Origin of the sequence: Kitasatospora sp. NBC_00039 (assembly GCF_045160625.1) — a bacterium.
GTDB lineage: Bacteria > Actinomycetota > Actinomycetes > Streptomycetales > Streptomycetaceae > Kitasatospora.
Genome location: NZ_CP108289.1, coordinates 4,905,385 through 4,922,771, shown reverse-complemented (window position 1 = coordinate 4,922,771; position 17,387 = coordinate 4,905,385). Strand labels below are relative to the sequence as shown.

The following is a 17,387-nucleotide window of genomic DNA, read 5'->3' as shown; positions in this document are numbered from 1 at the left end:
CTCCCGAGCCCCGGTCAGACCATGCCGCGCTGCATCGCCTCGCAGACCGCCGTGCTCTCCCGCACGCCGAGCCGCAGTGCCCGGCCGCAGTGCCCGATCCAGGCCGCCAGCCCCTCCTCCGTCCCCGCCAGGTAGCCGGCCAGCGCCCGCCGGTAGGCGTCCGTGCCGAGCTCCGCGAGCCCGACCTCGGCCGGGCAGATCGACTTCGGGTCGAGCCCCTCCGCGAGCAGCACGATCCGCTGCGCGGCCCGCGCGATCACGCCGTTGTGCGAGCCGAACGGCCGCAGCGCGAGCAGCTCCCCGTGCACCACCGAAGCCACCACCAGGGCCGGCGTCCCCACGCCCTGGCCCTCCGCGCGGGCGACCAGCAGCCGGGAGAGCTGGTCGAGCCGAGCGGCGACCTCCTCGGCCCCGGGGGCCGGCGGCAGGGCGGGCACCGGCTCGCCGGCCGCAGGGTCGGCCTCGACGCTCTCCACCGGCTTGAGCTCCAGCGGGAAGAGCTCCTCGGCGACCTCACCGGCCTGCCGCGGCCGCCCGGCGGCGGCGTCGGCGTCGCCGACCGCCAGCAGGTGCAGCCGGGCCAGCACCTGGAGCGGCGAGTGCCGCCAGACGCTCAGCAGCTGGCCGGATTCGGCGGCGATCCGCAGGGCGGCGCCGACCGTACGCGACTCGTGGTCGGCGCTGAAGTCACTGCGGCGCCGGACCTCCTCCAGCGGCCAGTCCGCCCCGGCCAGCGCCGCCGACGCACGGGCGCCGCGCAGCGCGGATTCGGAGGTGACCTCGGCCGCGCGGCGGCGCATCACCCGGTGCCCGTAGAGGCGGTCGACGGCCTTGCGCACCTCGGCCACCGCGTCGGGCACCCCGGGGAGCTGGGTCAGCGGGGCGAGGGGATCTGTTCCAGTGCTCACCTACCCGAGAGTAATGAAAGAAGGGCCCCTCCCGGAACAGCAACCCCGGATCACCCGTTAGAGGCAATCCTCACTCCCCTCCGCCGGGGAGCCCGAAACCCCGGATACCATGAGCGCTATCGGAGACGATAACGATTTCCAATTCTGGAGATCGTCGACATCGGCGCAGGGCGGAAGCGGCACGGAAGGGCGACGCGGAAGCAGCGCGACGAGACATCGATCAAGCGGCCCCGCGCATGGGCCCCAGAGCGAGAGCCGGAGTCCCAGATGAAGATCGCGTTCGTCGGCAAGGGCGGCAGCGGCAAGACCACGCTGTCCGCACTGTTCATCCGCCACCTGGCCGCCGCGGGCCGCCCGGTCATCGCCGTCGACGCCGACATCAACCAGCACCTCGGCCCCGCCCTTGGACTGACGGACGCCCAGGCCGCGGAGCTGCCCTCGCTCGGCGCCCACCTGCCCGAGATCAAGGAGTACCTGCGCGGCAGCAACCCGCTGATCCGGTCCGCCGAGGAGATGATCAAGACCACGCCGCCCGGCCGCGGTTCACGGCTGCTCCGGATCGTCGAGGAGAACCCGGTGTACGCGGCCTGCGCCCGGCCGATCGCGCTGGACGAGGGGTCGGTCCGCCTGCTGGCCACCGGTGCCTTCACCGAGGAGGACCTCGGCGTCGCCTGCTACCACTCCAAGGTCGGCGCGGTCGAGCTGCTGCTCAACCACCTGGTCGACGGCCCGGACGAGTACGTCGTCACCGACATGACGGCGGGCTCCGACTCCTTCGCCTCCGGGCTGTTCACCCGGTTCGACGTGACCTTCCTGGTCGCCGAGCCGACCCGCAAGGGCGTCTCGGTGTACCGCCAGTACAAGGACTACGCGCGCGACTTCGGCGTCGAGCTCCGGGTGATCGGCAACAAGGTGCAGGGCCGCGACGACCTGGAGTTCCTCCACCGTGAGGTCGGCGAGGACCTGCTGACCACCTTCGGCCACTCCGACTGGGTGCGCCGGCTGGAGCAGGGCGCGGAACCGCCGCTGCGGGCGCTGGAGGCGGGCAACCGCGCAGTGCTGGAGCAGCTGCGCAGCGAGGCCGACGCCGCCCACGACCGGCGGGACGCCCCCCGCTACACCGAACAGGCCGTCCTTTTCCACCTCCGCAATGCCGAGAGCTGGGCCAACTCCAAGGTCGGCATCGACCTCGCCACCCAGGTGGACCACGGGTTCGTGCTCGGCGGCGAGCAGCACGCCACGGCCGGTGCGCACTGACGCACACAGCACGAACCGCCTGACGACACGCGTGGCCCGACCACACGACCGAAGACGGCGCGCGGGGCACCGAACGGGCTGTGGCCTTCCTCCATTCGGAGGGAGGCCACAGCCCGTTCTCGCACGCCTCGGCCGGGCCCCAGCCGGGCCCCGCCCACCCTGTCCGGGCGTCAGCAGATTCCCGTCAGTTCGACTACCACCCAATGGGGTGAATCCAGGGGTTCAGCGCTACCGCCCGGGATGACGCTGTGCAAAGCTTTCATTACCCTCGGTTTACCGAGTCTTGATGGTCCTCCCCGAGGCATGGCCGACCAATGCCTCTCCCATGCCCCTCCGAGGCCCACTGATGGTCCACGGCCCGGCCGGTGACACCCGCGCTCCCCGCCGCGCCCACGCCCATCCCGCCACACCGTCGCGACCCACGACAGCCGATCCGGCTCCCCCGAGCCCCAACCGGACTCACCACCGGACCTGACTGCGTTCGTTCCCCCGGAAAGACGGGAAGACAATGACCCTCGACATCTCCAGCGCACCCATCGCCTCCGACACCAACGACCACGCCCCACCGGGCCCGAACTCCCGCACCCGCTGGGTGCAGGACCTCTCCGCCTCCCTGGTGGTCTTCCTGATCGCCGTGCCGTTCTCCCTCGGGATCGCCCTGGCCACCGGCGCCCCGCTCACCGCGGGCCTCGCCGCGGCAGCCGTCGGAGGCATCGTGGTCGGCCTCTTCGGCGGCACCCCCCTCCAGGTGAGCGGCCCCTCGGCCGCGCTGACCGTGATCACCGCCGGGCTGATCACCCAGTACGGCTGGCAGGCCACCTGCGCCATCACGCTCGGCGCCGGGCTGCTCCAACTCCTGCTCGGCGTCCGGCGGGTGGCCCGCACCGCGCTCGCCGTCTCGCCCGCCATCGTGCACGGCATGCTGGCCGGAGTCGGCCTGACCATCGCGATCGCGCAGCTGCACGTCGTCCTCGGCGGCTCCCCGCAGAGCTCTGCGCTGGCCAACCTGCTCGCCCTGCCCGGCCAGTTGGCGGGGCCGCACCCGCCCGCGCTGGCCGTCGGCACGGTCACCGCGGTCGTGCTGCTCGGCTGGCCCCGGCTCGGCCGACTCCCGGGCCGGGCCGGGGAGTTCGGCGGCCGACTGGCCAAGGTGCCGGGCCCGCTGGTGGCCGTCGCCGCCGCCACCGCGCTCGCCATGACCCTCGGCCTGCACCTCGCCCGGGTCGAACTGCCCGCCTGGCAGCCGCACGACCTCGTCCCCGACCTGCCCCACGGGCCGCTCGCCGCGGTCCTGGCCGCCGTGCTGACCGTCACCGCCGTGGCGAGCGTCGAGTCGCTGCTCTCCGCCGTCGCGGTCGACCGGATGTCGCACCGCACCGGGGACCTCGACCGTGAGCTGCGCGGCCAGGGCGTCGCCAACATGGTCAGCGGCCTGCTCGGCGGGCTGCCGATCGCCGGTGGCGCGGTACGCAGCACGGCCAACGTCCGGGCCGGGGCGCAGAGTCGCTGGGCCTCGGTCCTGCACGGCGTCTGGGTGCTCGCCGCGGCCCTGGCGCTCACCGGCGGGCTGCGCAAGATCCCGCTCTCCGCACTCGCCGCCCTGGTCCTGGTCGTCGGCCTGCAGATGGTGAGCTTCGCGCACATCCGCAAGGTGCACCGGCACCGCGAGTTCCCGGTCTACCTGGCCACCGTCCTCGGCGTGGTGCTGCTCGGCGTCCTGCTGGGCGTGGCACTGGGCGCCGCGACGGCCGTGCTGCTCGCGCTCTACCGCCTGACCCGCGCCCACGTGGACGTCCTGTCCGGCCCGGACGGCTCCGTCACGGTACAGACGCACGGCCCGCTCACCTTCACCGTGGTACCCCGGCTGAGCCGCGCTCTGGCCGGCATCCCCGCCACGGCCGACGTGACGGTCGTCCACGACGGCTCCTTCCTGGACCACGCGGCGTACGAGACGCTGCACAGTTGGCGGACGGGCCATCAGGCGACCGGCGGCCGGGTGTCGATGACGACGCGGCGCCAGGACGAGGAGGTCCTCGACCCGGACGGGACGATCCGGACGGGCAGCTCACCCGGTCCGCACCGCTGCCGGGCATGGACGCCCTGGGTCGGCCACCACTGCATCGAGCAGCAGGAGGATCCGCACGGCCGGCTGCTGGACGGCCTCCGTGGGTTCCAGTTGCACACCGCCCCGCTGATCCGCCCGGAGCTGGCCCGGCTGGCCCGGGAGGGGCAGACGCCCTCCCAGCTCTTCCTGACCTGCGCGGACTCGCGGATGGTCACCAGCATGATCACCAACAGCGGCCCGGGCGACCTCTTCACCGTGCGCAACGTCGGCAACCTGGTGCCCGCGCCGTTCGAGCCGGGCGCCGCCGACGACTCGGTGGCCGCCGCGGTGCAGTACGCCGTGGAGGTGCTGGAGGTGCGGTCCATCACGGTCTGCGGGCACTCCGGCTGCGGCGCGATGAAGGCCCTGCTGGACGGCCTGCACGAGCGCCCGGGGCCGCCGACCCCGCTGGCCCGCTGGCTGCGCAACGGCCGCGGCGCGCTCGACCGGCTGCGCCGCGCCCCCGCCGAGTTCACCGCCCGTCCGGTGGTCGACCTGGTCGAACAGCTCTGCATCACCAACGTGGTCCAGCAACTGGATCAGCTGCTGGCGAACCCCGCGGTGGAGCGCCGGGTCACCGCGGGCGCACTACGGCTGGTCGGCATGTACTTCGACTTCGCCACCGCCCAGGCCTATGTGCTGGACCACGAGAGCGGCAAGTTCAGTCCGGTCGAGGCGCTCGACGCCGGTGCGACCGGGTCGGCGCCCTGCGACACGCCCGAGCGGGTGAACGAAATCGAACAGATCTCCGCGGCGGAGCTGGAGGCCGCCGGCACGGCCGCCGGCGGGGGTGATCCCCGACTGGCCGCCTGAGAGCGGGGCCCGTGCCCCACCTGGCGGGCAGGGGTGCGGGCCCACCTCACCGTTCGACCGTTTCTTCGAGCAGACCGTTCGACTCTCGATCAAAGGTCTACACCAATTCCCCGGAGCCTCTTGTCAAGTGACCGCTTCGCCTGGTGAGCTGTGCGCTGGGACACACGGGACAATCCCCACGCACGGGATCGACCCCGATCATGACTCGATGAGGAGTGCGCGTTGAGCAACGAGAGCCTGGCCAACCTGCTCAAGGAGGAGCGGCGATTCGCCCCGCCGACAGAGCTCGCCGCAGCCGCCAACGTCACCGCGGCCGCGTACGCGCAGGCCTCCGAGGACCGCCTGGGCTTCTGGGCCGAGCAGGCCCGCCGCCTCAGCTGGGCCGTGGAGCCCACCGAGACGCTGGACTGGTCCAACCCGCCGTTCGCCAAGTGGTTCGCCGACGGCAAGCTCAACGTGGCGTACAACTGCGTCGACCGCCACGTCGAGGCGGGCAACGGCGACCGGGTCGCCATCCACTTCGAGGGCGAGCCCGGCGACAGCCGCTCGATCACCTACGCCCAGCTCAAGGACGAGGTCTCGCAGGCCGCCAACGCACTGCTGGAACTCGGTGTCGCCAAGGGCGACCGGGTCGCGATCTACCTGCCGATGATCGCCGAGGCCGTCGTCGCGATCCTCGCCTGCGCCCGGATCGGTGCCACCCACTCCGTGGTCTTCGGCGGCTTCTCCGCCGACGCCGTGGCCTCCCGCATCCAGGACGCCCGGGCCAAGCTGGTCATCACCGCCGACGGCGGATACCGCCGCGGCAAGCCGTCCGCACTCAAGCCCGCCATCGACGAGGCACTGACCAAGGCCGACGGAGTCGAGCACGTCCTGGTCATCCGCCGCACCGGCCAGGACATCTCCTGGACCGAGGGCCGCGACGTCTGGTGGCACGAGATCACCGAGCGTCAGTCCACCGAGCACACCCCCGAGGCACACGAGGCCGAGCACCCGCTCTTCATCCTCTACACCTCCGGCACCACCGGCAAGCCCAAGGGCATCCTGCACACCACGGGCGGCTACCTCACCCAGGCCAGCTACACCCACCACGCCGTCTTCGACCTCAAGCCGGAGACCGACGTCTACTGGTGCACCGCCGACATCGGCTGGGTCACCGGCCACTCGTACATCGTCTACGGCCCGCTCTCCAACGGCGCCACCCAGGTCATCTACGAGGGCACCCCGGACACCCCCCACCAGGGCCGGTTCTGGGAGGTCGTCCAGAAGTACGGCGTCACGATCCTCTACACCGCACCCACCGCGATCCGCACCTTCATGAAGTGGGGAGACGACATCCCCGCGAAGTTCGACCTCTCCTCGCTGCGGATCCTGGGCAGCGTCGGCGAGCCGATCAACCCCGAGGCCTGGATCTGGTACCGCGACCACATCGGCGCCGGCAAGACCCCCATCGTGGACACCTGGTGGCAGACCGAAACCGGCGCGATCATGATCAGCCCGCTGCCGGGCGTCACCGAGACCAAGCCCGGCTCCGCCCAGCGCGCCCTCCCGGGCATCGCCGCCACCGTCGTCGACGACGAAGCCCGCGAGGTCCCCAACGGCTCCGGCGGCTACCTCGTGCTCACCGAACCGTGGCCGTCCATGCTGCGCACCATCTGGGGCGACGACCAGCGCTACATCGACACCTACTGGTCGCGCTTCCAGGGCCGCTACTTCGCCGGTGACGGCGCCAAGAAGGACGAGGACGGCGACATCTGGCTGCTCGGCCGGGTCGACGACGTCATGCTGGTCTCCGGCCACAACATCTCGACCACCGAGGTCGAGTCGGCCCTGGTCGGCCACCCGGCCGTCGCCGAGTCCGCCGTGGTCGGCGCCACCGACGCCACCACGGGCCAGGCGATCGTCGCCTTCGTGATCCTGCGCGGCACCGCCACCGACAGCCCCGAGCTGGTCGACGAGCTGCGGGCGCACGTCAGCCGCACGCTCGGCCCGATCGCCAAGCCGAAGCAGATCAAGGTGGTCGGCGAGCTGCCGAAGACCCGCTCCGGCAAGATCATGCGCCGCCTGCTGCGGGACATCGCCGAGGGCCGCGAGGTCGGCGACACCACCACACTGGCCGACAGCACCGTGATGAACCTGATCCAGTCCCAGCTCCCGCCCGCGGGCAGCCAGGGCTGACGTACGCCGTGAACGGCAGTGCCCCGGGCGGTCGGACCTCGGTCGGACCATCCGGGGCACCGCCGTTCGCACCGATGCCGTTCGCACGTGCGCCGTTCACACGTGCGCCGTTGGCACCGGCGCCGGACCGGTCTGCCTCGCCGTGTGCGCCAGGGCCGGCCGGACGGGGCCTACGCCTCCGTGGCCTCCCGGCGGTCCGCGACCGGGCTGCGCAGCGTGTCGTACGCACTCTGTACGAAGCCGCGACTGCGTAGCGGCGGGGTGCCCGCCATCACGGCCAGCCCCACCTGTGTGCGGGGGCTGAAGCCGACGAAGGTGGTGAACCCCCGGGTGGCACCCGCGTGGTGGACGACCTCGTCCGCCTGTTCCTCGGTCGGCTCGGCGGCCTGGCCGCGGGCCCGTTCCGCGACAGCCCCCACCTCCCCCGGGACTGAGCGGTGGTTCCAGCCCAGGCAGATCCGCGTCCCGCCCCGCCGCCCGCCGGCCCGCGGGCGCCGGACCTCGCCGAACGCCGTCCGCATCGCCGCCGCGTCGGCCCGTTCGGGCAGCGGGACGGCGTCCAGCTCCAGGTGTGCCTGCAGGTAGCGGAGCATGTCGTCGGCCGTGGAACGCAGCGTGGCCGGCACCGGGCAGGGAGGGCAGGCGGAAGGACGGGACGCGACGACCGCGACGGTAGCCGGCGGCGTCCTCGCGGCCGGGGCCGCAGGAGGTGTCCACCAGGCCGAGCGGCCCGCAGACCCGGGCCTCCAGCAGGTCGTCGTAGCGCTGGCCGGCCGCGTTGGCCAGGAGCAGGCCGAGCAGCCCGCAGCCGAGGTTGGAGTAGCGCACCTGCGCGCCCGGAGTCCCGCGGACGGCGGTCCGGGGCAGGGCCCTGAGCAGGTGGGCCGGGCCGAAGGTGGCGTACGGGCTGGTGAACCAGCGCGGGGTCATCGCGGGCAGCAGGCCGACCGGCAGCCGGGGCAGTCCCGAGGTGTGGGTGGCCAGGTGGAGCAGGGTGATCGGCCGCTCGTGCGGGTAGCCGGGGGCGGCGTCGACCGGCAGGTAACGGTCGATCGGATCGTCGTAGCCGACCTCGCCCCGGGCGGCCATCTCGGCGAGCAGGAGCCCGGTGAAGGTCCTGGTCACGGAGCCGAGCTCGAATCTGGTGTCGGCTCGGACGGGGCGTTCACGGGAGCGGTCGGAGTGGCCGCGACAGGCGACCGTCCGTTCGTCGCCGCGGATCACCACGACGGCGGCGCCTCCGCCCGGGGCGGCGGCGTGGAACAGCGGGCGGAGCAGGTGGCCGAGGTCCGGGCCCGGCTCGACGGCCGGGCGTCGGCAACAGGACGAAGGGCTGAACCGTTCATCGGTCGGCACTCCACCGAGGCTCCGCACTCCACCGAAGCTCCGCGCTCCGACACGTGCCCGCGCTCCGGCACTTGTCCGTGCTCCGGCACTTGTCCGTGTTTCGTCGGGTCTCGGCGCTCCGGCGGACCTCGGTGCTTCATCGAAGGTCCGTACTCCACCGAAGCTCCGCGCTGCGGCGGACCTCGGTGCTTCATCGAAGGTCCGCGCTCCGCCGGGGCGGCCACGCGGACAGGGTGGGCGGTAAGAGGGGCGCTCTGGGCATCGTCGTGCCTCCAGTACACGGCTGCGCAGCGGCTACGCAGCGGCCACGCAGCGGCGGGAACGGGGAATCGCGCCGCCCGGACGGGCAGCGCCTGCGATCGACGATAGGGCGGCGTTCACCCGTCTGCATGCGGCCGGCTCCATTCGGGTGTCATCGGCTGCCGTCGGACGCCACGCGTCGAAGCAGAACAGGCCGCCAGGTCTTAAGTCCTGAAATATGACAAGAAGCATGCCCGCTTGTGCTTCCGGCTAGAATGTCAAAGACGCATCAAGATCCCCGTCGGAACATCCAGGGAAGTCCTCCCGGATCCACCACGGAATCCACTGCGTCACAGGGCGCGCCGGGAAGTCTGGTCGGCACTGCACCACAGGTGCATCCGTACACCGTTCCCCGCCCCAGGAGGTCACGCGTGGCCAGCCAGCCGCCCGTCAACGAGCCGACGACCCGCCGCCGCCAGCTCCTCGGCAGGCTGTCCTTCCCCGAGCGCACCTACATCACCGACGCCCTGCGCACCGAGACGGTCGGCGGCATCCTGTTGCTCGCCGCCGCCGTGACGGCCCTGATCTGGGCCAATGTCTGGCCGCAGTCGTACGAGAGCGTCCTCGACTACACCATCGGGCCGTCCACCCCGTTCCACCTGGACCTCACCCTGGACGCCTGGGCCAAGGACGGCCTGCTGACGATCTTCTTCTTCGTGGCCGGCATCGAGCTCAAGCGCGAGTTCGTGGCCGGCGAACTGCGCAGCCCCAGCGCCGCCCTGCTACCCGTCATAGCCGCCCTCTGCGGCGTCGCGCTGCCGGCGATCCTGTTCGCCGTGGTCAACTCCGGCAGCGGCGGGCACCCGGGCGGCTGGGCGATCCCGACCGCGACCGACATCGCCTTCGCCCTCGGTGTGCTGGCCGTGGTCGGCAGCCACCTGCCCTCCGCGCTGCGGGCCTTCCTGCTCACCCTCGCCGTGGTGGACGACCTGATCGCGATCCTGATCATCGCGATCTTCTACAGCTCCGGCATCAAGTTCTGGGCGCTCGGTCTCTCCTTCGCCGGCCTGGTTCTGTTCTGGTTCCTGCACCGGCGCAACGTGCACGGCTGGTACCTGTACGTGCCGCTGGCCTTCGTGATCTGGGCGCTGATGCACGAGAGCGGTGTGCACGCCACGGTGTCGGGCGTCGCGATGGGCCTGATCCTCCGCTGCCACACGGTCGGCGACGAGAAGTACTCCCCCGGCGAGCACATCGAGCACCAGGTCCGCCCCCTCTCGGCCGGACTGGCCGTCCCCGTCTTCGCCCTGTTCGCCGCCGGGGTGACGATCACCGGGCCGGCGCTGGGCGAGGTGTTCACCCAGGCCACCCCGCTCGGGATCATCCTCGGCCTGTTCGTCGGCAAGACCGTCGGCATCTTCGGCGGCACCCGGCTGACCGCCCGGTTCACCCGCGCCGAGCTGAACCCGCAGCTCAAGTGGGCCGACATGTTCGCCGTCTCGGTGCTGGCCGGCATCGGCTTCACCGTCTCGCTGCTGATCAGCGAGCTGGCCTTCCCGGACGACCAGGCGCTGGCCGACCGGTCCAAGGCCGCCGTCCTGGTGGGCTCGCTGCTCTGTGCGCTGGTCGCAACCGTGCTGCTGAAGCTGCGTAACCGGCACTACCGCGAGCTGTGCGAGGAGGAGGACCGCGACCTCGACCACGACGGCGTCCCCGACGTCTACCAGCAGGACGATCCGGCCTGGCAGGCCCGGGTGACGAAGCTGGCCGACCACCCGACGGAGGGCGGTCCGGACGGTGACGCCCCGTCCGGACCGGCCGCCCGCGGCTGAGACGCACGGCCCCGCCACTCGGGAGGCAGGGGGAGAGCAACGGGGAGCAGGGGGGACACATCCCTCCGGCGGGGCCCCGGAGTGGTGTGTGACTGACCGCTGGGGGCATGATTCTGAGCTGTCGACAGTCCACAGACGCCTCCGGGCCCCCTCCGGCCCCCGGAACCGCACCGCACGGCGGCGTCACGCCGCACAGCCGCAGAGGAGAACCGCTGATGCCCGCAGGAGCCGCAGACCCGTCCAGCAACGGCCGGGCGCCCTACGAGGGCGAGCGTTCGGTGGGGCAGCTGTTCGCGGCGGCCACCGCCGACCTGTCCGCCCTGGTCCACGACGAGATCGCACTCGCCAAGGCCGAGCTGCGCGCGGACGTCAAGCGCGGCGTCTCCGGCGGGGTCTCGCTGACGGTCGCCGGCGTGGTGGCACTGGCCGCCGTTCCGATGCTCAGCGCCGCGGCGGCGTTCGGGATCCACGCGCTGGGCCTCTCGCTCGGCTGGTCGTTCCTGATCGTCGCCGGCGCATACCTGCTGCTGGCGGTGGTGCTCGGGCTGCTGGCGCTGCGCTCGTTCAAGCGGATCGAGAAGCCCTACCGCACCATCGAGGGCGCCCAGAAGACCGCCGACGTGCTGAAGAACGCCCGCCCGCGCCCCGCCACCCAGGAGGAGATCGACCGGGCCCTGGGCCGCATCCCGTAAGCCCGGCAGCACGCCGGCCGGCCCCGCCCATCGGCACGCGCCGCTGCCGTCCGGGCGCCGCCCCGGACGACGGCCCGGGCGGCCACCTCGGACGACGGGCCGGACCGGGGCCGGGCGGCGGGTCGGCCGGTGGGCCCCGGGCGGTGCACGGACGGCAGCCCTGCCATGGTCTGACGCACCGAGACCGAGTGCCGGGCGCGTGTCCGGTGTACGGATGTGACACGCTCTCGGTATGCCGCTCGACCAGAAGCCCGTGCCCGCGCAGCCGTCCGCCGACTCCGGCCCCGACCGCGCCGGCGGCCAGGACGCCGTTGACGAGGCTGCCGACAGCGCGACCGCGGTCGCCGAGGACGGCACCGCGGCAGCCGCGCCCGAGTCCGTCTGGGACGTCCGGCAGACGGGCCCCTGGACGCACCGCGACCTCGCGGCCAACGGCGCCCGGTTCCACATCGCCGAGCTGGGCAAGGGCCCGCTGGTCCTGCTGGTGCACGGCTGGCCGGAGTACTGGTGGGCCTGGCGCCACCAGCTGACCGCGCTCGCCGAGGCGGGGTACCGGGCCGTCGCCCTCGACCTGCGGGGCGTCGGCGGCAGCGACCGCACCCCGCGCGGGTACGACCCCGGCAACCTCGCACTGGACATCACCGGCGTGATCCGCTCGCTCGGCGAACGCCGGGCCCACCTGGTGGGCCACGCCTCCGGCGGCACGCTGGCCTGGGTGGCGGCGGTCATGCGGCCGTCGGTGATCCAGAGCCTCACCGTGGTCTCCGCCGCACACCCGCGCGACCTGCGCCGGGCACTGCTGACCGACCGTCGCCAGATCGCCGCCTTCGACCACGTCCTGGGGTTCCAGCGGCCGTGGATACCGGAACGGCGCCTGGTGGCCGACGACGCCGCGCTGGTCGGCCGCTACCTGGACGCCTGGACCGGACACAACCAGCTGGACCGGGGGGCGGTGGCCGCGTACCGGCAGGCGATCCAGATCCCCAGCACCGCGCACTGCTCGGTCGAGCCGTACCGCTGGCTGCTGCGGTCGATGGCCCGCCCGGACGGCATCCAGTTCGCCCGCCGGATGAAGAAGCCGGTCACCGCGCCCACCCTGCACGTCCAGGGCGCCTCGGACCCGGTACTGCTGTCGCACACCGCGCTCGGCGGCGGCGAGTACGTGGCCGCGCCGTACCGCTGGCGGCTGATGCCGGGGGTCGGGCACTTCCCGCACGAGGAGGCGCCGGAGGAGTTCACCGCCGAGCTGCTGGACTGGATCGGCCGCCACAAGGACTGAGCCGCCGGGGCCCGGAAGCGGCGGGCGCCGGTCACCGCGGAGCCGTTGGACCGCAGGCACCGGCCACCGTGGGCCCGGTCACCGCAGGCACCGGCCACCGTGGGCCCGGTCACCGCAGGCACCGGCCACCGTGGGCCCGGAAACCGCCGCCCTCGGTCGCCCCGGGATTCGGCTGCGCGGGCGGCCTGGCCAGCCGACGGGATGAGTGCGGGACCGGCTTCCGGTGCGACTTCGGACCCCAACTCCCCTTACAGTGCGCTCATATGACAAACGCATAGGACAAGTTGCCTCGTGCGCGAGCGGTTACGCCGACCGGCCCAGGGGCATCCATTGCGGTATGACCTGGATGCCCGATCGCGGCAGCGCTCCGCGCGGCCGAAGCCACAACAGCTCGCAGAGGTCCGGCCACCGCCCCGACTGGACGGACGACCTCGGATACGACGGCGTGGACCGCCGTCAGCGCTCGGCTCAGCAGGAGCTCGGCATCCCGCGCATCCTCGGCCGCCGGGCCCGCTGGGTGGGCGCACGGCTGCGGCGCGAGACCTGAGGCCTCGCGCCGCGCTCCCCCGGGGCGGATCCCCCTCCCAGCGGGCCCTTCCTGTGAGGGGCCCTTCCCGAGGCGGATCGGATCACCGGACGGCTCTGCTCACCAGCCGGATCGGCTCACCGGCCGGATCGGCTCACCGGCCGGGTCAGTTCACCACCGTCGGCGACAGCGCCGTGAACCAGAGCAGCACGAAGGTCGCCACCGACATGATCGGTACCAGCACCTTGGTCTCGATGTCGTTGCCGCTGCGCTTGATCAGCACCACCTCGTAGCGTTCCTTGTGCGGCCAGAGCAGCGGCGCGCCCTTCATCGTCAGGCAGTCGCCCAACAGGTGTGCGAGCGTGCCCAGCGCCACCGCGTACGGCAGCCAGCCCGGCGCGTTCGGCATCCAGGTGTTCATCCCGGCGGTGCCCAGCGCGGCGAGGCCGATGATGGTGATCCACATCGTCGGGCCGTCCCCCGGCGGGTGCAGCCGCAGGGCCCGGATCGCGAGCGCCAGCAGGAAGAACGTCAGCCCGAGGGTGAAGTCGCGGCCGAGGAAGGTGACCCCGGCCCAGGTGCCGCCGCCCGTCAGGGCGACGAACAGCAGCGAGTGGGTGGCGTGCCGGTGGCCTCCGGAGACCCAGGCCACGAGGCGGCAGAGCACCCTGGAGATCGGGCCGAGGAAGTTGGCGATCGTCCCGTCGTGGTGGTCGAGGTCCGGCAGCAGGGCGGCGCCCGCGCACAGCACCGTGCCCATCAGGATGTCGGCCGGCTGGAGCGTGGTGTCCAGCAGCAACGGCGGCAGGAACGGCGCGGAGGCCGCGTACAGCATCGCCCCGCTGACCGCGTGCGAGTGACCCATCATCGAACCTCGCCGACCTCCGCCCGGCCCACCCCGGGACGGCGCCCAATTGAGCCGAACGGGTGAGCGCGGCCGACGCTATCAGCCGGGGCCGACCGCACGCCGGGCATCGACCGGACATCGGCCGGCGCGGTGGGTGCGGCCCGTTGCGGTACGTGCCGTGTGTGCGGTGGGTGCCGCGGGTTCGCCGACCGGTGAGCCCCCGGGGCGGTGTCAGAGCGCGCAGCCCTGGGTGTCCACCCTGCCGGTCGCCGTGCTGCCCTGGACGGCGTCCTCGCGCACCTCGGCGGCGGTCAGCACGTACCCGGTGTCCGCGCTGTCCAGCGACTTGGCGAAGACCACGCCGAACACCTGGCCGTCCGGGGTGAGCAGCGGGCCGCCGCTGTTGCCCTGGCGGACGAGCGAGCGCACCGAGTAGACGTCCCGGACCACCTGGCCGCGGTGGTAGATGTCCGGGCCGTTGGCCTGGATCCGGCCGCGGATACGGGCCGGCTGGACGTTGAAGGCGCCGTTCTCGGGGAAGCCCGCCACGATCGCGCTGTCGTTGGTCTTCGCCTCGCCCGCGAAGGCGAGCACCGGCGCGTTCAGCTTGGGCACGTCCAGGATCGCGATGTCGCGCTGCCAGTCGTAGCGGACGACGGTCGCGTCGTAGAGCTGGCCGACGCCGCCGATCTGCACGGTGGGCTCGTCTACGCCGCCGACCACGTGGGCGTTGGTCATCACCCGGTGCGGGGCGTAGACGAAGCCGCTGCCCTCCAGGGTCTTGCCGCAGGAGGTGGCGGTGCCGACCACCTTGACCAGGCTCTGCCTGGCCCTGGCCACCGCCGGGCTGGCGGCCAGCGCCGGATCGGGGGTGTCGACCTGGGTGATCGGCTCGTGCTCGAAGGGGTTGAAGACCTGCGGGAAGCCGTTGCGGGCGAGCACCTTGGAGAAGTCGGAGAACCAGTTGGGCGCGTCCGAGGGCAGGGCGTCCTGGACGCCGCCGAGCACGGCCGAGCTGCGGACCTGCTTGGAGACGGTCGGCAGGGACGTTCCGGCGAGCGCCGAACCGATCAGCCAGGCCACCAGCAGCATCGAGATCACGTTGACCACGGCGCCGCCGGCCGCGTCCAGCGCCTTGGCCGGGCGCCGGTCGATGTGGCCGCGCAGCTTCCAGCCGAAGTGGGTGGTGATCGCCTGGCCGACCGCTGCCAGCACGATGACCACCACGACGGCGATCACCGAGGCGGTGGTGCCGGGGCTGAGGTGGTCGAGCAGCAGCGGCAGCAGCTGGACGGCGACCAGGCCGCCGCCGAGGAAGCCGAGGACCGACATGATGCCGACCACGAAGCCCTGCCGGTAGCCCGACACGGCGAATCCCACGGCGGCGGCGATCAGCAGCAGATCCAGGACGTTCACCCCGACACCCTCCCACGACCGGCCGGGCGGCCGCGCCGAGAGCCGTACGGACGTTCCTGCCGACCGCCGCACGGACGGAGGTGCGGACCGCTGCACGGACCGCCGTACCGACCGCGGAACGGCCCGCCGCACCGACCGCCGTGGGGGCGGCCGGTCACGTCTGCCTGGCGTCGCCGCCCAGCAGCGCGCGGGAGCGGTCGCGGTCGCCCTGCGCCAGTTCGATCGCCTCCTCCGAGAGGTCGACGGTCCGGGAGGTGTCCCAGGGCAGCTCCAGGCCGCTGTGGTGCAGCACCCGGTCGATCACCCCGGCGGTGAAGCCCCAGACCAGCCGGCCGCCGACCGCGAAGGCCGGGCCGAGGTGGCCGGACGGGTGGCGCAGCCGGACCCGGTTGGCCGGGTCGGTCAGCTCGGCGAGCGGCACCCGGAAGACCGCACCGGTCTCGCCCGCGTCCACCGGCCGCACCGGCGACTCCGTGCGCCACCAGCCCAGCACCGGGGTCACCACGAACCGGCTGACCGGGATGTAGAGGGCGGGCAGCGCCGCGAAGACCTGCACCCCGGCCGGGTCCAGGCCGGTCTCCTCCCACGCCTCGCGCAGCGCCGCCGCGACCGGGCCGGGCCCCGCCGGGTCCCCGTCCTCGGGGTCCAGGGCGCCGCCGGGGAAGGACGGCTGGCCGGCGTGCGAGCGCAGCGACCGGGCCCGCTCGATCAGCAGCAGGTCCGGCCCGGCCGCACCCTCGCCGAAGAGCATCAGGACGGCAGCGGCGCGGCCGCCCTCGACGGGCGGCAGGAACCGGCTCAGCTGCTCGGGCAGCACCCGCTCGGCGGCGTCCCGGACCGGCTCCAACCACCCCGGGAGGCCGTCCCGTTCGATCCTCGCGGTCACTCGGCCACCGCCAGGTCCGCGACGTGCCCCCGGTGCGCGGCGGCATCGGCCCGCGCCGCCGCCTCCCCCGGGAAGTCGGCGGGCGGCCGCAGCCGCTGGCCGGGCTGCCCGCCCATCTCGTACTTGAGCAGCTTCTTCGCCTTCTCCTGGTCCAGCTCGCCCTCCCCGTACGACGGGCAGAGCGGCGCAATCGGGCAGGCACCGCAGGCCGGCCTGCGGGAATGGCAGATCCGCCGGCCGTGGAAGACCACCCGGTGCGAGAGCATCGTCCACTCCGCCTTCGGGAAGATCTCCGCGACGGCCGCCTCGACCTTCTCCGGGTCCTCCTCCGCCGTCCACCCGAACCGCCGCGCCAGGCGCCCGAAGTGGGTGTCCACGGTGATCCCCGGGACCCCGAATGCGTTGCCCAGCACCACGTTGGCGGTCTTCCGGCCGACGCCCGGGAGGGTGACCAGGTCCTCCAGCCGGCCGGGGACCTCGCCGCCGAAGGTGTCCCGCAGCGCGATCGAGAGGCCGATCAGCGACTTCGCCTTCGCGCGGAAGAAGCCGGTCGGCCGGATGATCTCCTCCAGCTCCTCCGGAACCGCCGCCGCCATGTCCTCCGGCGTCGGATACTTCGCGAACAGCGCGGGCGTCGTCTGGTTCACCCGCAGGTCGGTGGTCTGCGCCGACAGCACGGTGGCCACCAGCAGCTCGAACGGGTTGTCGAAGTCCAGCTCCGGGTGTGCGTACGGATACAGCTCCGCCAGCTCCCGGTTGATCTTCCGCGCCCGCCGCACCATCGCCAGGTGCGACTCCGGTTTCCTCGGCTTCACCGCGGACTTCGCCTTCGGCGCGGCTGCCTTCCGGACCTTGCTCTCTGCCATGCACGAAGGCTACGCCCACGGGCATCGTCTTCAGGGGGGATCCCGCCGGGCCGCCTCGATCGAACTACCGGGCGCCGAACGGATCGTGCCGGCGTGAGGACGGGACCGGCGGGCCCCGGCGGCCCGGCCGCAGGCGGGCGCTCGCATCGGGGGCCGTGCCGGGGGCTGTGTCGGAGGCCATGTCCGAGGCCGTGTC

12 protein-coding genes and 1 pseudogene are annotated in these 17,387 nt (G+C 73.0%); 7 read left to right on the top strand and 6 right to left on the bottom strand.

The window, feature by feature from the left end:
* Positions 1-14: 14 nt before the first annotated feature.
* On the bottom strand, positions 15-908 hold the full coding sequence (locus OG286_RS21840) for an oxidoreductase (protein WP_396322064.1): 894 nt from the start codon (positions 906-908) through the stop codon (positions 15-17).
* Positions 909-1,175: 267 nt separating this feature from the next.
* Between OG286_RS21840 and OG286_RS21835 the strand changes: the two genes are divergently transcribed.
* The 3 genes from OG286_RS21835 (at position 1,176) to acs (ending at position 7,260) form a co-directional block, all read left to right on the top strand.
* Positions 1,176-2,165, top strand: a complete 990-nt coding sequence (locus OG286_RS21835; protein WP_396322065.1) for an ATP-binding protein — start codon at positions 1,176-1,178, stop codon at positions 2,163-2,165.
* Positions 2,166-2,673: 508 nt separating this feature from the next.
* Positions 2,674-5,082 (top strand): SulP family inorganic anion transporter, encoded by a 2,409-nt coding sequence (locus OG286_RS21830; RefSeq protein WP_396322066.1) that lies wholly within the window; start codon positions 2,674-2,676, stop codon positions 5,080-5,082.
* 222 nt (positions 5,083-5,304) lie between these two features.
* Positions 5,305-7,260 carry an acetate--CoA ligase gene (gene acs / locus OG286_RS21825; RefSeq protein ID WP_405360368.1) on the top strand — a complete coding sequence of 652 codons (1,956 nt, stop codon included), beginning with the start codon at positions 5,305-5,307 and terminating at the stop codon, positions 7,258-7,260.
* Positions 7,261-7,430: 170 nt separating this feature from the next.
* Here the strand turns inward: acs and OG286_RS21820 are convergent.
* A pseudogene (locus OG286_RS21820) lies at positions 7,431-8,484 on the bottom strand (serine hydrolase domain-containing protein).
* Between the two features lie 638 nt (positions 8,485-9,122).
* Between OG286_RS21820 and nhaA the strand changes: the two are divergent.
* The 4 genes from nhaA (at position 9,123) to OG286_RS21800 (ending at position 13,197) form a co-directional block, all read left to right on the top strand.
* The gene (gene nhaA / locus OG286_RS21815) at positions 9,123-10,679 is read left to right on the top strand and encodes a Na+/H+ antiporter NhaA (RefSeq protein WP_396326018.1); all 1,557 of its coding nucleotides are present in this window, start codon (positions 9,123-9,125) and stop codon (positions 10,677-10,679) included.
* A gap of 215 nt (positions 10,680-10,894) precedes the next feature.
* The gene (locus OG286_RS21810) at positions 10,895-11,371 is read left to right on the top strand and encodes a phage holin family protein (RefSeq protein WP_396326017.1); all 477 of its coding nucleotides are present in this window, start codon (positions 10,895-10,897) and stop codon (positions 11,369-11,371) included.
* 232 nt (positions 11,372-11,603) lie between these two features.
* Positions 11,604-12,650 (top strand): alpha/beta fold hydrolase, encoded by a 1,047-nt coding sequence (locus OG286_RS21805; RefSeq protein WP_396326016.1) that lies wholly within the window; start codon positions 11,604-11,606, stop codon positions 12,648-12,650.
* A gap of 337 nt (positions 12,651-12,987) precedes the next feature.
* A complete protein-coding gene (locus OG286_RS21800) occupies positions 12,988-13,197 on the top strand; it encodes a hypothetical protein (protein WP_396326015.1) in 210 nt (69 codons plus the stop codon).
* Positions 13,198-13,342: 145 nt separating this feature from the next.
* Here the strand turns inward: OG286_RS21800 and OG286_RS21795 are convergent, their stop codons facing one another.
* The 4 genes from OG286_RS21795 to nth form a co-directional block, all read right to left on the bottom strand.
* A complete protein-coding gene (locus tag OG286_RS21795; RefSeq protein ID WP_405365708.1) occupies positions 13,343-14,044 on the bottom strand; it encodes a metal-dependent hydrolase in 702 nt (233 codons plus the stop codon).
* A 210-nt stretch (positions 14,045-14,254) separates the two neighbouring features.
* Positions 14,255-15,439 (bottom strand): MarP family serine protease, encoded by a 1,185-nt coding sequence (locus tag OG286_RS21790; protein ID WP_396326013.1) that lies wholly within the window; start codon positions 15,437-15,439, stop codon positions 14,255-14,257.
* Between the two features lie 154 nt (positions 15,440-15,593).
* Positions 15,594-16,325: an NUDIX hydrolase gene (locus OG286_RS21785; protein ID WP_396326012.1), complete on the bottom strand. Its 732-nt coding sequence runs from the start codon at positions 16,323-16,325 to the stop codon at positions 15,594-15,596.
* A complete protein-coding gene (gene nth / locus OG286_RS21780) occupies positions 16,322-17,191 on the bottom strand; it encodes an endonuclease III (RefSeq protein WP_396326011.1) in 870 nt (289 codons plus the stop codon). Before nth ends, OG286_RS21785 begins: the two co-directional genes overlap by 4 nt.
* Positions 17,192-17,387 lie beyond the last annotated feature (196 nt).

Bases quoted from the DNA above. Each gene is read 5' to 3' on its own strand.
- OG286_RS21835 (WP_396322065.1), top strand. From the start codon at position 1,176: ATGAAGATCGCGTTCGTCGGCAAGGGCGGCAGCGGCAAGACCACGCTG.
- OG286_RS21830 (WP_396322066.1), top strand. From the start codon at position 2,674: ATGACCCTCGACATCTCCAGCGCACCCATCGCCTCCGACACCAACGAC.
- nhaA (WP_396326018.1), top strand. From the start codon at position 9,123: ATGTCAAAGACGCATCAAGATCCCCGTCGGAACATCCAGGGAAGTCCT.
- OG286_RS21810 (WP_396326017.1), top strand. From the start codon at position 10,895: ATGCCCGCAGGAGCCGCAGACCCGTCCAGCAACGGCCGGGCGCCCTAC.
- OG286_RS21805 (WP_396326016.1), top strand. From the start codon at position 11,604: ATGCCGCTCGACCAGAAGCCCGTGCCCGCGCAGCCGTCCGCCGACTCC.
- OG286_RS21800 (WP_396326015.1), top strand. From the start codon at position 12,988: ATGACCTGGATGCCCGATCGCGGCAGCGCTCCGCGCGGCCGAAGCCAC.
- OG286_RS21795 (WP_405365708.1), bottom strand. From the start codon at position 14,044: ATGATGGGTCACTCGCACGCGGTCAGCGGGGCGATGCTGTACGCGGCC.
- nth (WP_396326011.1), bottom strand. From the start codon at position 17,191: ATGGCAGAGAGCAAGGTCCGGAAGGCAGCCGCGCCGAAGGCGAAGTCC.